The organism is Roseburia sp. 1XD42-69, from assembly GCF_003612565.1.
Taxonomy (GTDB): Bacteria; Bacillota; Clostridia; order Lachnospirales; family Lachnospiraceae; genus Roseburia_B.
On sequence record NZ_RAZG01000018.1, the window covers coordinates 32,457 to 48,037 of the forward strand.

A 15,581-nucleotide genomic window follows, 5' to 3' on the forward strand; every position below is an offset into this window, starting at 1 on the left:
TTCATTGTCACCGGAGTTTACTCTGCCCCGTGAAGGCCTGCCACATAGCCGCTGGCCCAGGCCCACTGCAGGTTGTATCCCCCGCATATGCCGTCAATATCTATCACTTCCCCGGCAAAATAAAGCCCCGTTACAAGCTTTGACTCCAAAGTTTCGGGATTTATTTCCTCCGTATTCACCCCTCCGGCGCAGACCTGGGCATGTTCAAATCCCTTCGTGCCTGTGATGGTGATATGCATATATTTTATCTCTTCTGCAAGCTTTTTAAGTTCTCTTTCCGTAAGAATGCCTGCATTTTTGTGGATTTCTATCTCACATTCTTTTAAGAGGACAGGAATCAGCTTTTTGGGAAAAAAGCCAATCAGTGCTTCCTCACAGTCTTTTTTTGCCCCTTCCCGGTAAAAACGCCTATTTAGCTCTTCTTTTAGCTCCTCCATGGATAAATAAGGGGTAAAATCTAAGACTGCCTGGGTATTTTTATTCTCTGCCAAGGCCCGGGCGGCAAAACGGCTGATTTGAAACACCGGGATACCGGAAATACCGTATTCCGTAAGCTGTACTTCTCCCCTGTCCCTTGCAATAAGCTTTTGATTTACATATAATTCCACGGAAATATCCGACCGAATTCCTGCAATAGATTTGAAAAATGACTGTTTTGCCTTCAACTGCACCAAAGCAGGCACAATATCTATGAAAGTATGTCCTAATTTTTCTATATGTGGGAATAGGCTTCCGTCACTCCCTGATTTTGGGAAGGCTTTTAAGCCGCAGGCAATGATGCAGGCATCGCCGTGGAAACTGCTCTGGCTTGTCTCTATGTGAAAGCCCCTTTGGTTCTTTTTTATCTCCTTTATGTCAGCACCTGTCACAACATTTACAGAAAGCCGTGATAATTCCATGCGCAGCACATCTAAGACAGAGGAAGCCTGTCCGCTGGCAGGGTAAAGGTAACCTTCCCGTTCTTTTGGGTATATGCCAAGCTCCAGAAAAAATTTTAAGGTATCTCCAAATCCGAACTGCTTTAAAACTGGCCATGCAAAGGAGGGATTTTCTCCTCTGTAACAGCTCTTATCCTGTACGCGGTTGGTATAATTGCACTTTCCGTTGCCGGTGGAGAGAATTTTTTTCCCCACTCGGTCCATATGCTCTAACAGGGTGACTCCTGCCCCCTTCCTTGCCGCAGAAATTGCAGCCATTATGCCGGAAGCGCCGCCGCCGATGATTATTACTTTTTTCAATTTCACACCTGATTTCTCATAGGAAAGGTTTCAAAATTCTACGTGAACCATTTTAGCATAAGGAAAATAAAGATTCAACGGAAAATTTAAAGATTTCCCACATTAAAACATATAATACAAAATCCCATAGAGCTCCCGCACATAAAACGTGGGCAGGTACAAAAAGAAAGTATGGCTGGGAGTGCTGTAGCTCTTTATGCCCAGTTTTTCCGCCGCAGCATTTGCCCGGTATTCATGAAATTCGCTGGTGATAATAGTAATTGGCCCTTCTAAGCCCTGCTCTTTTAAAATATCCAGGGAAAATTTTAAATTTTCATTGGTGTTGGTAGACTTGTCCTCTTTTAACAGCCGTTCCGGCCCAATCCCTTTTTCTGTCAGATAGCGGTACATACACTCCGCCTCACTGATATCCTCCCCAGGCCCCTGTCCCCCGGAAAGGACACAGTGGGCTTTTTCATTTTCCGACAGATATTTATATGCCGCTTTTAAACGCTCGTTTAATACTGTGCTGGGACGTTCCCCCTTCACACTGCATCCAAGCACCACCGCTGTGGTATTTTCCGGGGGATGGTGCATGGCTGCGCCCACAATTTTCACCGTTTCCCACAAAGCCACAAGGGCCACCACCAGCAGAAAGAGAGACATACAGATCAATACCGTTTTCCCTGCAAAATTCCGCCATAAAAAGTTCAAAAAAATATGTACTCTCTGATAAAAAATCCCATAAAAAACTACCAGAGCAGACAAAGCCATGCCTGTCACGCTCCCGATGCTAAAAATTGCAAAAGACGGCAGGGCAAACCACAGGAAAAATATTGCACCTATTGCTGTTATTACTATATGTAACCGACTCATGATTTTCCTCCGTAAAAATAGAATTTTGTCACAGAATCTCCTGCCTGCGGTAACATTCTGCAATGTAGCGGCATTTTTTAACATTATCATATTCCCCCATCCGGATTTGACATTAGGTGATAAATTCATCCGCCGCTTTCGCAATTGGTTCACAATGCAGCACATCCGCATAACGGTAAATTCTTTCCAATCTCTCCCGTCCCAGGCAATCCACAATCTCGGAACGTTTTCTCTTCCTGTCCCTGCCCATATATTCAATTAAACCGCAGGTAAATGTATATTTATCGTAATTTACAATCTTTATCTGTAATGGTTTTGAACTACTTCTCATTTTACCTGATTTTACGGCAATTTACAAACAATATTATAAAAATCCCCCCGATTTTCAGTAGCTTTTTCCACTGAAATCGTTTATAGTGTAGGAAGAAACTATCTTAAAAAGGAGGATTTCCATGGAAAACAATAAATTTCAATTTATCTCAAATAAAATTACCCGTTTAAAGGACGTCCATTCCATAGGCGTTATCGGGGATCCCGGCTGTGAGGGCCTTGGCACTTACAATATGAAAGTCTACGCAGGGGCCCTAAAAGAGAGCGCAAAGGACGATATCACCCTTATTGCGGGAGATTTAGTGCCTGTGGGAAAAGAGCACTACTATAAAATGATACAGGATATCACGGAAACAACAGCGGAAAACCCGGTTTACGTCCTTCGGGGCAACCATGATACCGGGGAATATGAAACCTATTTCGGACAGAAAAATTACGCCCTGCTTACAGAGGACTTTGCCCTTATTGTTCTGGACAATGCCCTGCGGAAATTTGATGAGGAGGGACTTTCCCTTTTAGGGGAAGTTCTCGCCCTGGAGGAAGTGAATCAGGCAATCATCGCTTTCCATATCCCAGTTCCCAACCATTTTATTGCAAATTCCGTTTCTGAGGAGGAATTTGACAAATTAAAGGCTGTCTATCAAGGGAAAAAAGAGAAAGTAAAGTACCTGCTCTGCGGCCATGTTCATTCCAGGTTTGTGGATGAGGTGGATACTATCCCCTTAATCTGTACCGGAGGAGGGGGAGCCTTAATTGAGGATGTTTCCAGTGAAATCAGGGCCTGTGACGTGGAGCATCACATTGTTCATTTTTCTTTTGAACATGGAAAATTAAATTACAGAATTGCCAACCTCTCGGAGGATTGTTACAGCAAAGAGCGGAAAGACGGGATTTTAAAAGAAAAACTTTTGGAGACGGTGCAGGGGGAAATGATGGCCCATTTGAGGTATCTGATGTTTGCAGACAGGGCAAGGCGCAGGGGAATGGACAAGATTGCCAGCCTCTTTGAAGCCTTAGCGGACTCTGAGTACTGCCATGCAAGGAGTTTTTATTCCGTGCTGGAAAATCCCAAAGAGTTTTCTAAGTCCGTGGAAACTTTTGTCCCCGGGGAGGAATTTGAATACACCTACCTCTATAAAGCTTTAGAAACATACGCAAAAGAACACGAAAATCCCCTGGCAGCCCAGGCCTATCAAGGAGCCTCCCATGCGGAAAAGGTTCATGCCCGGCTTTTAAAAGAAGCATCGGATATGGAAAGCTTTTCAGAAACTTCCATTTATGTCTGCCCTATCTGCGGCTGTGTCATGACAGGGGAAAATATTCCCGATCACTGTCCCGTGTGCGGCGGCCCAAAACGGCAATACAAAGAATTTTCTTAAATGTTACGTGTCATAATTTTCCAGAAATCCGTAAAGCTGCTCTTCATTTTCTATCCAGTAGCCTTTACGGATTTTTTGCCGCAGGGTATCTTCCAGGTCAGAATACCGGATATCCGTATATTCATACACGGTTCTCCGGTCGGCATAGTACACCGTAAGGTAATCTCCCTCTTCTATAATCACGTATTTATAATTGATATTGTGGTTTACTGTTAAAGAAGGCTCCGTGTCCATGGGTATTTCCGTGGGAAGGGCCTGCTCTGTGTCCATGGGTATTTCCTCCTCTGCCCTGTTTCCAAAGTATCCCAGGACAAGAATTAAGGACACAACTGCTAAAACGCAGAGAATGCGAATACGATTGACTTTTTTCATATTAATCACCAGTCATAGTATTCGCATTTTTTTTAAATATAATCATCTTTTTTCATTAAATGGAGTTTTTTTGCCAATCTCACAATAACAGCCCCTTTGGGGAATTTTAATATTTCCTCTTCTGTCAGGCCGCCCTTTAACATGCAGATTCCATAAACGCACACCCCTGCAAAAATAGAGAGCATAGTGGAAATTGTATTGGATTCCGTAGCATTAAATAATCCTTTGTAAGAAAAGTATACACATACTCCCATAATCAGGGAAGAAATTCCCGGCAGAACAAACACATGTACTACGTCCATCACATATCCGCTGTATTTTTTTATGCTTATCCCATTTAAGATACACATGAAAAGGGCAAATAAGGTGTTGGCATGTATCACCGCATAAATGTTCAGATCAAAAACCCAGAGGAAAAGCACCAATACAAGTAAGTGCCCCATAAGGGCGATGGCTGCGTTTGTCACAGGCTGGCGCATCCGGTTGATTCCCTGCAAAATTCCGTTGGATAAAGTGGAGATAGAGAAAAACAGTATGGCAACCGCCCCCATCTGAAGCATAAGCTCTGTCTGCCTGGAAGAATCCTTTAATAAAAGCTGCATAATGGGGGAAGCTAAAACGCCCATACCCACGGTACAGGGAAAGACAATAATCATATTAAACCGCATAGCCGCCTGAATCTGGCTGCGCACCACATCCATTCGCCTGTTGGCATAGGAAGCCGCCAGGTTTGGCACGCAGGAAGCCGCCAGGGCGGAGGCTATGGATATGGGCACGTTTATCAAAAGCTTATACTTTCCGGAAAAAATTCCCCATAGCACTTCCTCTTCATCCTTGCTGTAACCCTTTAACAACACCAGGTTTTTAAAAATTCCCTGGTCTAAAATTCCGCTGATATTGTAGATGGTGGTGCTTAAAAGCACAGGAAGAATAGTGAGAAGTATAATTTTTGCCACTTCCCCGTAGGACTCGGTCTCCACCCGGCGTTCCCTTCCCTTCCTTCGGCCAAGGGCTGTCCGGTAGGCAAAGAATACAAACAGGAGAAAGATAAAACCTGCCAGAGCCCCTGCACATGTTCCAAGGGTACTTCCGGCGGCACCGTAGGCGGCGGCAAATTTGTCCGGGCTTCCCAGGGCATCCCCCACTTTTTTTCCGTAGCCGAAAAGGTAATAGGCGGCCCCCATGCTTACAAGGGCGTTGATAATCTGTTCAATTACCTGGGAGATAGCGCTTGGCACCATGCTGCCAAGGCCCTGGAAATATCCTCGCAAAACCCCAAGGATGGCCACAATCACAAGGGTTGGGGACAAAACCTTAAGGGCATAGACGGCCATGGGGGTTTTCAGCAAATCCGTAATATATTCCGCACCAAAATATACAATCAGCGCTGCCGCCGAGCCTGACAGTGCGGCAAATACAAACGCCCCCTTTACAATGCGGAAAGCGTTTGTTTTTTCTCCTCTGGAAATCCGGGCTGACACCAGTTTGGACACCGCCAGAGGAAGGCTAAAAGACGAAATCAGGAGAAATATATTATAAATTTCAAATGCACAGCTGTAATAGTCGTTTCCCACATCCCCGATAATATTTGTCACCGGCAGCCGGTAAAACATGCCGATAATCCGGCTTAACAGGGATGCCGCCGCCAGAATAGAACCCTGGAGAAGAAAACTTGTATTACTCTTCTTTCTCTGACTCATAATTTACCTCAAAGTTTATTTACGTGCTGCCTCAAAGTCACTTTTACTTGCATAGATTCCCATTTTGTCTGCGGAATCATTTAAAACGGCGCATACAAATGTCTTGCCCTGGTTGATGACAAGTTCATTGCCGTCTGCGTCAAAATAGTGGGGCTTTCCGTTTTCCACAGACTTTGTCCAGGTAATGTCAATGGCTTTTCCGTTGGTAATATACTTTCCGGTTCCCACCTGGTCATAGGTGGCTGTCTTTACATCCAGATATTTGTTGTCCGGCTCCATCTTGTAGTCACATACCCGGAAAATAATATTTTTAAAGGCAAGCTGTTCTCCGTTGCCCCCGTCAATATGGGCGCCTTTATACTGGAAACGCTTGTAAAGCCCTGTGGATTCGTCATACTCAAACCAGGGTTTGTTTACCGGAAATCCCGGCTCCACCACCGCTGCATCCTCCCCGTTCTCTAAGGTGACTTCCTCCCCGTCTTTGGCAAAGGTGTAATGTTTAAAATCATCCGGCAGTGTGGTGCGGTATTCTCTCTTTTCAATACCTGCAATAATGCTGTCCCCGTTAATATAGGCGTTGTGGGGAGATTTCCTGGAGTTGTCCCGAAAGAAGGTAACATCCGCCAAATCTCCGTCAAGTCCGTTTAAGTCATCCATGCTTTTTAACATTTCCGTTGCATAAATTGCCTGTCCGTAATGCACGTAAATAGCGTCAAATTCATTGGAAAAATAGGCAAAATAATGACGGCAGCTTCTCTGGGACATAATGGTGGGCAATTCCCTGTAATCCTGGAAAATAGGCATAATCCTGGTAAGCCCTCCCTCTGCGGGAGCCTCGTAAATCACATCCGCATTGGAAATCCCATACTGGGGCATGGCATCTGTGGTGTTTCCCACCATACAGGATGCAGGGCGCAGGTGTGCAACCACTTCATCCACAGGTTCCCCTGTTAAAAGTCCCCGGTTTCCCAGATCCTCCGCTGTCTCTGTCTCCGTATCCATCACAATTTCCCCTTCTAAGGATTCGGATTCCGTCTCCATCACCAGCAGTTCTTCAGTGCTTTCCGGTGCCTCCTCATTCCCTTTTCCGCAGCCTGCAAAGGCCAGACAGCAGAGAGATGCAAAAAGAATCGTTTTTTTCCTATGTCTCATTTCCTTTAACCTCCTGTTATCTTAAAATGTTCATCTCATTTAAGATATCTTTTTGTTTATTTTCCATAAGGGCTGCCTCATCTCTTGTCATATGGTCATAACCTAATAAGTGCAGCACACTATGTACAAGTAAAAATGCAAATTCCCGTTTTGGGGAATGTCCGTAGCTCTCCGACTGGCTGAATACTTTATCTGCGGAGATTACAATGTCCCCAAGAAGTGCTTCCCCGGTATCCGGGTTAAAATTTTGGAAAGACTCGTCCACTTTGGAGAAATCTCCAGCCTGTTCGTATTCAATCATGGGAAAGGAAAGCACGTCTGTGGGGGAATCCATATTTCTCTGTTCCCGGTTAATGATGCGGATTCCCTCATTGTCCACGATGGTAAGGTCAATTTCCGCCTCAAAGGGAAATTTTTCATAATCCAGGGCAAAAGAAATGACTTTCCCTGCCAGCTCCCTGTGGTCAAAGGGAAAATCCACAGATACTTCCTCCTCAATATTTATTGTCATAGCTCATTCCCTCCCGCACTAAAAGTTCCCTCACTTTTAAGAACTGATTCATACTAAGACCGGATTCGTCGTACATGCCTGTGGCAGACAATTCATTTAATGTCTGGTATATCACCATATCCTGGTTCCAGGAAGTGGAGAGATTATGTTCATTTAACATTTCTATTTTTTTCAGGCAGGCATCCACCATATGTACAATGGCGGACTCACGGGAGGAGGGAAGTTTCTGTTCCCCGTTATATTCCGACAGGATTGTAATGATCACTTCCGGAAAACATTTTTCCTGGGCCAGTTTCACACCGTTTTCAATAAAGGGTTCCCCCTCTAATACCCCAATCCTGTAATAAAAACCTGCCGCGGCCACAATTTTTTTGTCTGCGCCGATTTCCTTTGCGCATTTTCTGGCAAGGGTGGATACTTTCATGGCATGTACATATTCAGCCATGGAATAATTTTTCACTTCCTGAATCAGGGGATAATCCTCTTTGATAATTGCCTCTATGGAGTCCGTTGCTGCACGGTCCACTTTGTCGTACATGCTGCTGGACATAATCATATATATCATAATCACCAAAAGATTAATCACCAGGTTCCACTGCAGCACATCCATGCTGCTTGTCCCGTTTGCCAGATAATAAAATAACATGGGAACCGCCAGGGCCACTGACAAAAGAATCATGCACCCCCAAATCCGGTAGTTCTTATCGTGCATCGTCTTTGCAATCTGGGCACCTACCAAAACCAGGATGCAGTAAGCTGCTAGTTCGTAAAACACGCCCCCTGTGGCCACACACAAAAGGACGCTTAAGAATATTCCTGTGGCAACGGCAATTTCCGGGTTTGCAATCACACTCATAAAAAGCACCAGGGCCACCGCAGACATGGTGTAGGCGGGGGTAAAATAACCGATTGCAATAATCAGACAGGAAAATGCATAGCACCCGGATATTCCTTTGTAGTCGGTAGATGTGTTATTTAAAAGGTTTCCCGAAAGCCTGTTATTTTCTAAAATATAAATGAAAACCGCCAAAAACATGGCATCTATTGCCAGATATACCGCATAGCCATCCAGCATAACCCCGTTAAAGTAACCAAATGCAAGGGATAAAACAATCGTCAGAAAAATCATAGCATTCACATGTAGTCGTCTCTTCCATGGCATCTTTTGTTCTTTTACCTCCTAACTGCCTGTCTCTTTTTCTTTTTCTCTAACTGGCCCTCGTAATCCTCATAGGCTTTTACGATTTTCTGCACCAGGGGATGCCTTACCACATCACTGCTGGTAAGTTCACATATTCCAATATCCTCCACTTTTCTAAGCACCCGCAAGGCCACGTCCAGGCCGGATTTTGTGCCGGGGGCCAGGTCTTTTTGGGTGGCGTCCCCGGTTATCACCACTTTGGATCCAAAGCCGATTCGGGTGAGGAACATTTTCATCTGGGCCGGGATGGTATTTTGGGCCTCGTCTAAGATAATAAAGGCATTGTCTAAGGTGCGACCCCTCATGTAGGCAAGGGGGGCCACTTCTATCAGCCCTTTTTCCATATTCCTCTGAAAACTCTCCGCCCCCATAATCTGATATAAAGCGTCATACAGAGGTCTTAAGTAAGGATCAATTTTACTCTGCAAATCCCCGGGGAGAAACCCTAATTTTTCCCCGGCCTCTATGGCGGGCCTTGTGAGGATAATCCTTCCTACTTCCTCGTTTTTAAATGCCGTCACCGCCATGGCAATGGCAAGATAAGTCTTTCCCGTGCCTGCAGGCCCGGTGCCAAATACAATCATTTTCCCCCGGATATTATCCACATAGCTTTTCTGCCCCAGAGTCTTTGGCTTTACAGGTTTTCCCTGGACCGTGTGGCAGATGCATTCCTTATCAATTTCCACAATGGAGGAAGTGTTCTTTTCCAAAGCCAGGGATATGGCATAATTTACATTTTGTTCCGTAATGGTATTCCCACGTTTGGAGAGTTCTAAGAGCTGCTCAAACACATTGGCGGCATCTCTTGTCTGATTGGAACTTCCCAGAATCTTGATGGACTCATTTCGGTTTACCACTGTGACATGAAATGTCTTTTCAATTTTTTTAATATAGGCGTCAAACTGCCCAAACACATTGGCAATGTGTTCCGGCGGTATGTTTAAGTTTAATTCAGTCAGACTCATATTCCTTGGTTTCCTCACCGGTATGAATTTTTTCTATTTCGGCAGGTTCATATCTGCCGATTTTTTCCAGGGCGTTAATACTGCCCTTTACATAGCACCGATTCTCCTTAAATTCTATCATAACATTTTTATCTAGTATTTGAATACCCTTTTCTTCCAATTTTTTTAAAAACTGTAAAATATTTTCATTTGCCTTTTGTTTTGCTTGGGTTTTTGTCAGGGTTATATTCTGGTAAACACAGGCGGAATAGGTGATTTTTTTAATGGTTGCCGGGATATAGTAATCCTTTGCTATTGCAAGCTGGTGGTTTTCCTTGTAAATCATATAAGGTTCTTTTGGCTTGGTGAAAGGCGGAATTGTTATTTTGTAGGAGCCCAGATATAATTCATAGCCAAAAGACGTTTCCCCTGTTTTTACTTTTTGGGTAAACTCCAGGGGGAAACTATCTTCATAAGTATATGTAGTATGTCCGTAAATATCCGCATCGGAGCAGGTATATACATAATTTATGATTTCCTGGCTGTCGTTGTAGATATCAAGCCTTGAGGATACCAGCATATCCCCCGCTTTTACTGTATCCCCCGCCTTTACACCGGGAGTCCCTTTTCTTGTGATAATGGAACTTATCACCGCATCCTTCTCCGCCACAATATCATAGGCCCCATCCATGGCCTCCTTGGACTCTATGTGGTTTTTGCTCCCTAAAAGGTTTTCCTGGATATCAATGGTCATTTTTGTGCCGTTTAACCGCACAGAGGCCCAAATGACATCGGCATACCGGCTCCTTAAATCTTCCTCCAGTTTTTCACAGTCAATTTTACTCTTTTTTGTCCCGAAGGCAGAATGTTTTTCCTCCAGGAAAGATAGGATTGTCTCATCGGTAATGGAAGAATTGCCATTAATGTCTATCAGCCAGATAAAGGTTGTCAGATATAAAAGGAATGCGATGCACCCGGCAATTCCAAGAAAAAATATTTTCCGTTTCCGGTATCTGTATAAAAAAAAGGGAAAACCCACCCGTTTTAAAATGGTCAGATGGGTTTTTGTCTTTTTTAGCAGGGGTTTTAATCTTCGGAAACCCTTGATACTGATATAAAATTCATAGTATTCCCCCCGGCTGTTAAGATTCCAAATCAGAATATTGTGGTTGCTGCATAAATTTAAAAAACGCTCCGGTGAATATCCCCTTAACCGCACCAGTAAAAAGCCCTGAAAATATTTTACAATGGAAAGGAACATGGCCTCCTCCTAATTTTCATACATGACAGAATCAATGATTCCCGTTATTTTCATCTCTTCATTGGTGTAGTAACTAATATGCAGATTCTTCCCCTGTATCAAAAGACGGCAGTTTTTGGCCTGCAGATGGATACAGGTCTGGTTATATTCCAATATTCCCCGGTAATTTTCCACAAGCATTTCCTGCCTGCCGGTAATGGACACTAAAACTGCGCCGTACATAAGGTCTTTGGGCAGTTCCAGAGTTTCCACTAATCCTTCTTTCCATTTTCCTAAATTCATTTTTCCCATGTTTCACTATATGTAAAAACCTGTTCATTTATGCGGCCTATGCCTATTTCATGTATAAAATAGTTTAAATTCTGGGAGAAATTTTTAACTTAATCATGGGTTTTTCCACTGGCCTTGTTTTGCCTATTGTATAAGCGGAGGAAACCTGCTCCCCTGCCCTTTGGATTTTCTCTTTGTCATTGCCGTAAATGACTGCCAAAACTTCCCCTTTTTCCACAATCGTTCCTTTTTTCTTTTTCAGCATAATCCCCACGGACAAATCGATGCTTCCCTCTTTTGTCTCCCGGCCTCCCCCTAGGGCCATGCAGGCATTCCCGATACGCTCCGCCTCTATGGCTGTGACAAATCCCTTTTCCGGGGCACATACCCCCTTTTCATATGCCGCTTTGGGAAATTTCTCCGTATCCCATACATAAGAACTGTCCCCTCCCTGGGAAGAGATAAATTCCCCAAACTTTTCTTTTGACTTTCCACTTTCCACACAGTCCATCATCATTTTTTCTGCATTTTCCTGGTTTTCCGCCATCCCCGCCAAAAGAAGCATTTCTGCTCCCAGGGCATACACTACTTCCATCAAATCCTTTGGCCCTCTGCCGGATAAGGCTTCTATGGCTTCCATGACTTCCAGGGAATTTCCCACTGCATTTCCCAGGGGCTGGTCCATATCCGTAACAATGGCGCTTACCCGTTTTCCTGCCCTGGTTCCGATATCCACCATAATCTCTCCCAGTTTTTTAGAATCCTCAAGGGTTTTCATAAAAGCCCCGGAGCCCGTTTTTACATCCAGCACGATAATGTCACTCCCGGCAGCCAGTTTTTTGCTCATAATGCTTGCGGCAATGAGAGACATTTGGTCTACGGTGGCTGTCACATCCCTAAGGGCGTACAATTTCTTGTCCCCGGGGGCAAGATTTGCCGTCTGGCCTGCCAGGGCAAGGCCGATGTCATTTACGTTTTTTATAAAATGTTCCATGGAAATTGCTGTGGAAAATCCGGGAAAACACTCCAGTTTATCAATGGTTCCCCCGGTAAATCCCAGCCCCCTGCCGGACATTTTGGCCACCTTAAGCCCCAGTGCTCCAAGAATAGGGGCAAGTACCAGGGTGGTCTTATCCCCCACCCCCCCGGTGCTGTGCTTATCGGCTTTTAACCCATAAATCCCGGATAAATCCATAATTTCCCCGCTGTCCCTCATTGCCATGGTCAAATCATATGTCTCCCTGTCGTCCATTCCCTGGAAACAAATGGCCATAAGCATGGCGGACATCTGGTAATCTGGAATTATGCCCTTGGTGTAATCCCTTATCATATAATTTATTTCTTCCGTAGACAGAATTTTTCCCTCTTTTTTCTTCTGAATCAAATCATACATCCGCATAGCTTTTCCTCCTATTTATGATACGGCTCCCTATGGATAATCCTGTAAGAGCGGTAAATCTGTTCCAGCAAAATCACCCGCATGAGCTGGTGGGGAAATGTCATGTTAGAAAAGCTTAAAAGTTCGTCAGCCCTTTTTAAAACATTTTCGGAAAGTCCAAGGGATCCTCCGATTACAAAGACGATATGGCTTTTTCCCTCTAGGCCCAGCTTATCTATTTGATCCGCCAATTCCAGGGAATCCGGCATTTTCCCCTTTATGGCAAGGGCGATGACATAGGAATCTTCTGTAAGCTTCCGCAAAAGCCGCTCCCCCTCTTTTTCTTTTATCTGCTCCATAAGGGTTTCACTTGCCCTCTCCGGGGTCTTCTCGTCCGGCACTTCTATAATTTCCGGTTTACAGTAGCGGCTTAAACGTTTCATATACTCTAAAACCGCCTTTTTATAAAAATCTTCTTTTATTTTTCCCACGCATAATATGGATATTTTCAATGTTTTGCCCTCAAAAAATTCTGTTGTTCTTCTATGATTATAACAGTTCCTGTATCCACCCGTCAAATTATGTGTTATACTGTTTGTATCAGTTTTTAGGAGGAAAATACATATGGATTTGTTAAAAGAGCGCATCCTTGCAGAGGGAGTTGCGGAAAGTGAAAGTATTTTAAAGGTGGACAGTTTTTTAAATCATCAGGTTGACCCGGAATTAATGGAAAAGGTGGGGGAAGAATTTGCCAAAGCCTTTCAGGATAAGGGGATTACAAAGGTTGTGACTATTGAGAGTTCCGGTATTGCCCCTGCCCTGATGACGGCCCGGTTTCTCAATGTCCCCATGGTGATTTTAAAGAAAGAGCCTTCTAAGGTGCTGAATAAAGACCTTTTTCAGACAGTTGTCACATCCTACACCAAGGGCATCAGCTATGAACTGACTCTCGCAGGAAAATATATCAATGAAAATGATCATGTGCTGATCATTGACGACTTTTTGGCTGACGGGGAATCCACAACCGGGGCGATCCGTCTTTTGAGAAAAGCCCATGCCACTGTGGGGGGAATCGGTGTTGTCATTGAAAAAGCTTTTCAGCCGGGGAGAATCAAACTGGAAGAACAGGGATTTTCCGTGTATGCCCTGGCAAAAATTGAGAGTTTAAAAGACGGGAAAATTACGTTTGCAGAATGAAAAATGCGCCAAAGGGCGCATTATTCTTTTCGGATGGTATACAATGCCTTTACTACTTCGCTGTATATCCCCTTGGGGCTTTTCGTCACTGCCGACACCAAAGATGTGCCGTTTTTTAAGTTTAATTCTCCCCGGTAAAGCTGACCGGATACGGTTGGGTCGCTTCCGTCTGTGGTATAATAGATATCGTATCCCTTTGAGGATGTAATCTCAATTTGTTGTTTGTCTGTATAGGTACCGGAAATCCGGCTGAAGGAAGGCTGGTCCACAAGGTAATCCTCAAAAAGATCTAAAAGGCTGCTTCCCCGCACCTCCTCACAGAGTTCCCGTATTTTATCATAATTTTTCTGGCTGTCATAGATAGCAATTAATTTTTTACAGTTTGTCTCATCATATCCGTGAATTTCAATGACACGCTGTATCACTGATACAGCCTCATCTTCTCTTCCTTCTTTCACATAGATATCCGCAATCTCATAGGGGGCATTTGTATCCTCAGGAGATAATTCCCAGGCCCGGTTATAGTAAAGTACCGCATTATTAAAATCTTCTATTTCCTGGTACTCTTTCCCCAGGCTGTACTGGTAGTCATAACTCCTGTCCTGGGCCTTTTTTATCTTGCCATGGACACAGAACAATGCGAATGCTGTGGCAATTACCAAAACAAGTACTGCGCCCCAGATAAATACATATTTGTGGTTTGTTTTTTTGCCGCCCTTGCCTTTTTCCGATGAAAATTTATTTTCTCCCTCTGTGGCACCCTTCACTCCCCTGGACACAATATCGCTTAACATATCATCTTCTATGAAATTGTAATCCGGTATGAGCTGTACTGCTGTACCGCAGACGCTGCAATATATTTTTCCCGCCGGAATAAGGGCGCCGCATTTTGAACATATCATCTTTTATTCCCAACTTGTTGAGTGTCTGTTTACGGTGAATCAGGATTTCATTGCCAAGACACAGTTGTGCATCAGCATTGCAATGGTCATAGGGCCTACCCCTCCCGGGACAGGGGTTATCTTGGAAGCTTTTTCTGCCGCTTCCTCATATTTCACATCGCCGGAAAGCTTATTGTTTTCATCTCTGTGAATTCCCACATCGATGACAACGGCTCCCTCCTTAATGTATTCTCCTGTGATAAATTCTTTTTTCCCAACTGCTACAATTAAAATATCTGCACTCTTACAGATTTCTTTTAGGTTTTTTGTGTGGGAGTGGGTTATGGTCACCGTGGCGTTTTCCCGGAGCATTAAAAGAGCCATGGGTTTGCCAACGATATTGCTCCTGCCCACCACAACACAATTTTTCCCGTCTATGAAAACATCCGAACGCTTTAAGAGTTCAATAATTCCGGCGGGGGTGCAGGATACAAATCCTTTCTGCCCGATGGTAAGGCTCCCTACGCTTTCCGGGTGAAAACCATCCACGTCCTTTTTCGGGGAAATGGCATTGATGATGGTTTTTTCCTCAATGTGCCCTGGAAGGGGCAGCTGCACCAAAATCCCGTTTACGGAAGAATCAGCGTTTAATTCCCCGATAAGTTTTAATAATTCTTCCTGGGTGGTATTTTCCGGAAGTTCAAAGGATTTTGAATGGATGCCAATGTATTCACAGGCCTTTTTCTTGTTCCGGACATACACAGAGGAAGCCGCATCATTCCCCACCTGAATCACTGCCAGGCAGCCTTCGATTCCCTGGGCCTTTAATTTTGCCACCTCTTCTTTTAATTCCTCTTTGATTTCACTGGAAATTCTTTTTCCGTCTATAATCTCTGCCATAAGCCCTCCTAA

At 44.2% G+C, this 15,581-nt stretch carries 17 protein-coding genes; 2 read left to right on the plus strand and 15 right to left on the minus strand.

Going from position 1 to position 15,581, the window contains the following annotated elements; genetic code table 11:
• Positions 1-17 precede the first annotated feature (17 nt).
• From D7Y06_RS10855 to D7Y06_RS10865, 3 genes are all read right to left on the minus strand, one after another.
• Positions 18-1,244 (minus strand): NAD(P)/FAD-dependent oxidoreductase, encoded by a 1,227-nt coding sequence (locus D7Y06_RS10855; protein ID WP_330566431.1) that lies wholly within the window; start codon positions 1,242-1,244, stop codon positions 18-20.
• Between the two features lie 96 nt (positions 1,245-1,340).
• Positions 1,341-2,093: a YdcF family protein gene (locus D7Y06_RS10860; RefSeq protein ID WP_120407846.1), complete on the minus strand. Its 753-nt coding sequence runs from the start codon at positions 2,091-2,093 to the stop codon at positions 1,341-1,343.
• Positions 2,094-2,205: 112 nt separating this feature from the next.
• Positions 2,206-2,424 carry a hypothetical protein gene (locus D7Y06_RS10865; protein WP_120407814.1) on the minus strand — a complete coding sequence of 73 codons (219 nt, stop codon included), beginning with the start codon at positions 2,422-2,424 and terminating at the stop codon, positions 2,206-2,208.
• A gap of 121 nt (positions 2,425-2,545) precedes the next feature.
• Between D7Y06_RS10865 and D7Y06_RS10870 the strand changes: the two genes are divergently transcribed.
• On the plus strand, positions 2,546-3,802 hold the full coding sequence (locus D7Y06_RS10870) for a ferritin family protein (RefSeq protein WP_120407815.1): 1,257 nt from the start codon (positions 2,546-2,548) through the stop codon (positions 3,800-3,802).
• A 3-nt stretch (positions 3,803-3,805) separates the two neighbouring features.
• Here the strand turns inward: D7Y06_RS10870 and D7Y06_RS10875 are convergent, their stop codons facing one another.
• The 10 genes from D7Y06_RS10875 to rlmH form a co-directional block, all read right to left on the minus strand.
• Complete coding sequence (locus D7Y06_RS10875; protein ID WP_120407816.1) at positions 3,806-4,174, minus strand: hypothetical protein; 369 nt, start codon at positions 4,172-4,174, stop codon at positions 3,806-3,808.
• A 32-nt stretch (positions 4,175-4,206) separates the two neighbouring features.
• Positions 4,207-5,874, minus strand: a complete 1,668-nt coding sequence (locus D7Y06_RS10880) for a putative polysaccharide biosynthesis protein (RefSeq protein WP_199714690.1) — start codon at positions 5,872-5,874, stop codon at positions 4,207-4,209.
• A gap of 15 nt (positions 5,875-5,889) precedes the next feature.
• Entirely contained in the window at positions 5,890-7,026 is a 1,137-nt protein-coding gene (locus D7Y06_RS10885) for a DUF3048 domain-containing protein (RefSeq protein WP_120407818.1), read from the minus strand.
• A gap of 16 nt (positions 7,027-7,042) precedes the next feature.
• Entirely contained in the window at positions 7,043-7,537 is a 495-nt protein-coding gene (gene ybeY / locus D7Y06_RS10890; protein WP_120407819.1) for an rRNA maturation RNase YbeY, read from the minus strand.
• Positions 7,521-8,699: a hypothetical protein gene (locus D7Y06_RS10895; RefSeq protein WP_147415639.1), complete on the minus strand. Its 1,179-nt coding sequence runs from the start codon at positions 8,697-8,699 to the stop codon at positions 7,521-7,523. The genes ybeY and D7Y06_RS10895 overlap by 17 nt, the downstream gene beginning before the upstream one ends.
• 11 nt (positions 8,700-8,710) lie before the next feature.
• Complete coding sequence (locus tag D7Y06_RS10900) at positions 8,711-9,703, minus strand: PhoH family protein (protein WP_120407821.1); 993 nt, start codon at positions 9,701-9,703, stop codon at positions 8,711-8,713.
• Positions 9,690-10,943, minus strand: coding sequence for a sporulation protein YqfD (yqfD, locus tag D7Y06_RS10905; protein WP_120407822.1), 1,254 nt, complete (start codon positions 10,941-10,943; stop codon positions 9,690-9,692). The genes D7Y06_RS10900 and yqfD overlap by 14 nt, the downstream gene beginning before the upstream one ends.
• A gap of 9 nt (positions 10,944-10,952) precedes the next feature.
• The gene (locus D7Y06_RS10910; RefSeq protein ID WP_120407847.1) at positions 10,953-11,225 is read right to left on the minus strand and encodes a YabP/YqfC family sporulation protein; all 273 of its coding nucleotides are present in this window, start codon (positions 11,223-11,225) and stop codon (positions 10,953-10,955) included.
• A gap of 73 nt (positions 11,226-11,298) precedes the next feature.
• Positions 11,299-12,612, minus strand: a complete 1,314-nt coding sequence (locus tag D7Y06_RS10915) for a pyrimidine-nucleoside phosphorylase (protein WP_199714691.1) — start codon at positions 12,610-12,612, stop codon at positions 11,299-11,301.
• Positions 12,613-12,623: 11 nt separating this feature from the next.
• The gene (gene rlmH, locus D7Y06_RS10920) at positions 12,624-13,103 is read right to left on the minus strand and encodes a 23S rRNA (pseudouridine(1915)-N(3))-methyltransferase RlmH (RefSeq protein WP_120407823.1); all 480 of its coding nucleotides are present in this window, start codon (positions 13,101-13,103) and stop codon (positions 12,624-12,626) included.
• Positions 13,104-13,215: 112 nt separating this feature from the next.
• Here rlmH and D7Y06_RS10925 point away from each other — a divergent pair, with 112 nt between their 5' ends.
• The gene (locus tag D7Y06_RS10925) at positions 13,216-13,788 is read left to right on the plus strand and encodes a xanthine phosphoribosyltransferase (RefSeq protein WP_120407824.1); all 573 of its coding nucleotides are present in this window, start codon (positions 13,216-13,218) and stop codon (positions 13,786-13,788) included.
• Between the two features lie 20 nt (positions 13,789-13,808).
• Here D7Y06_RS10925 and D7Y06_RS10930 read toward each other — a convergent pair whose 3' ends face one another.
• Together D7Y06_RS10930 and folD are read right to left on the minus strand one after the other, a co-directional pair.
• Positions 13,809-14,690 (minus strand): chitobiase/beta-hexosaminidase C-terminal domain-containing protein, encoded by an 882-nt coding sequence (locus D7Y06_RS10930; protein ID WP_120407825.1) that lies wholly within the window; start codon positions 14,688-14,690, stop codon positions 13,809-13,811.
• Between the two features lie 39 nt (positions 14,691-14,729).
• Positions 14,730-15,569, minus strand: coding sequence for a bifunctional methylenetetrahydrofolate dehydrogenase/methenyltetrahydrofolate cyclohydrolase FolD (gene folD / locus D7Y06_RS10935; RefSeq protein WP_120407826.1), 840 nt, complete (start codon positions 15,567-15,569; stop codon positions 14,730-14,732).
• Between the last annotated feature and the right edge of the window lie 12 nt (positions 15,570-15,581).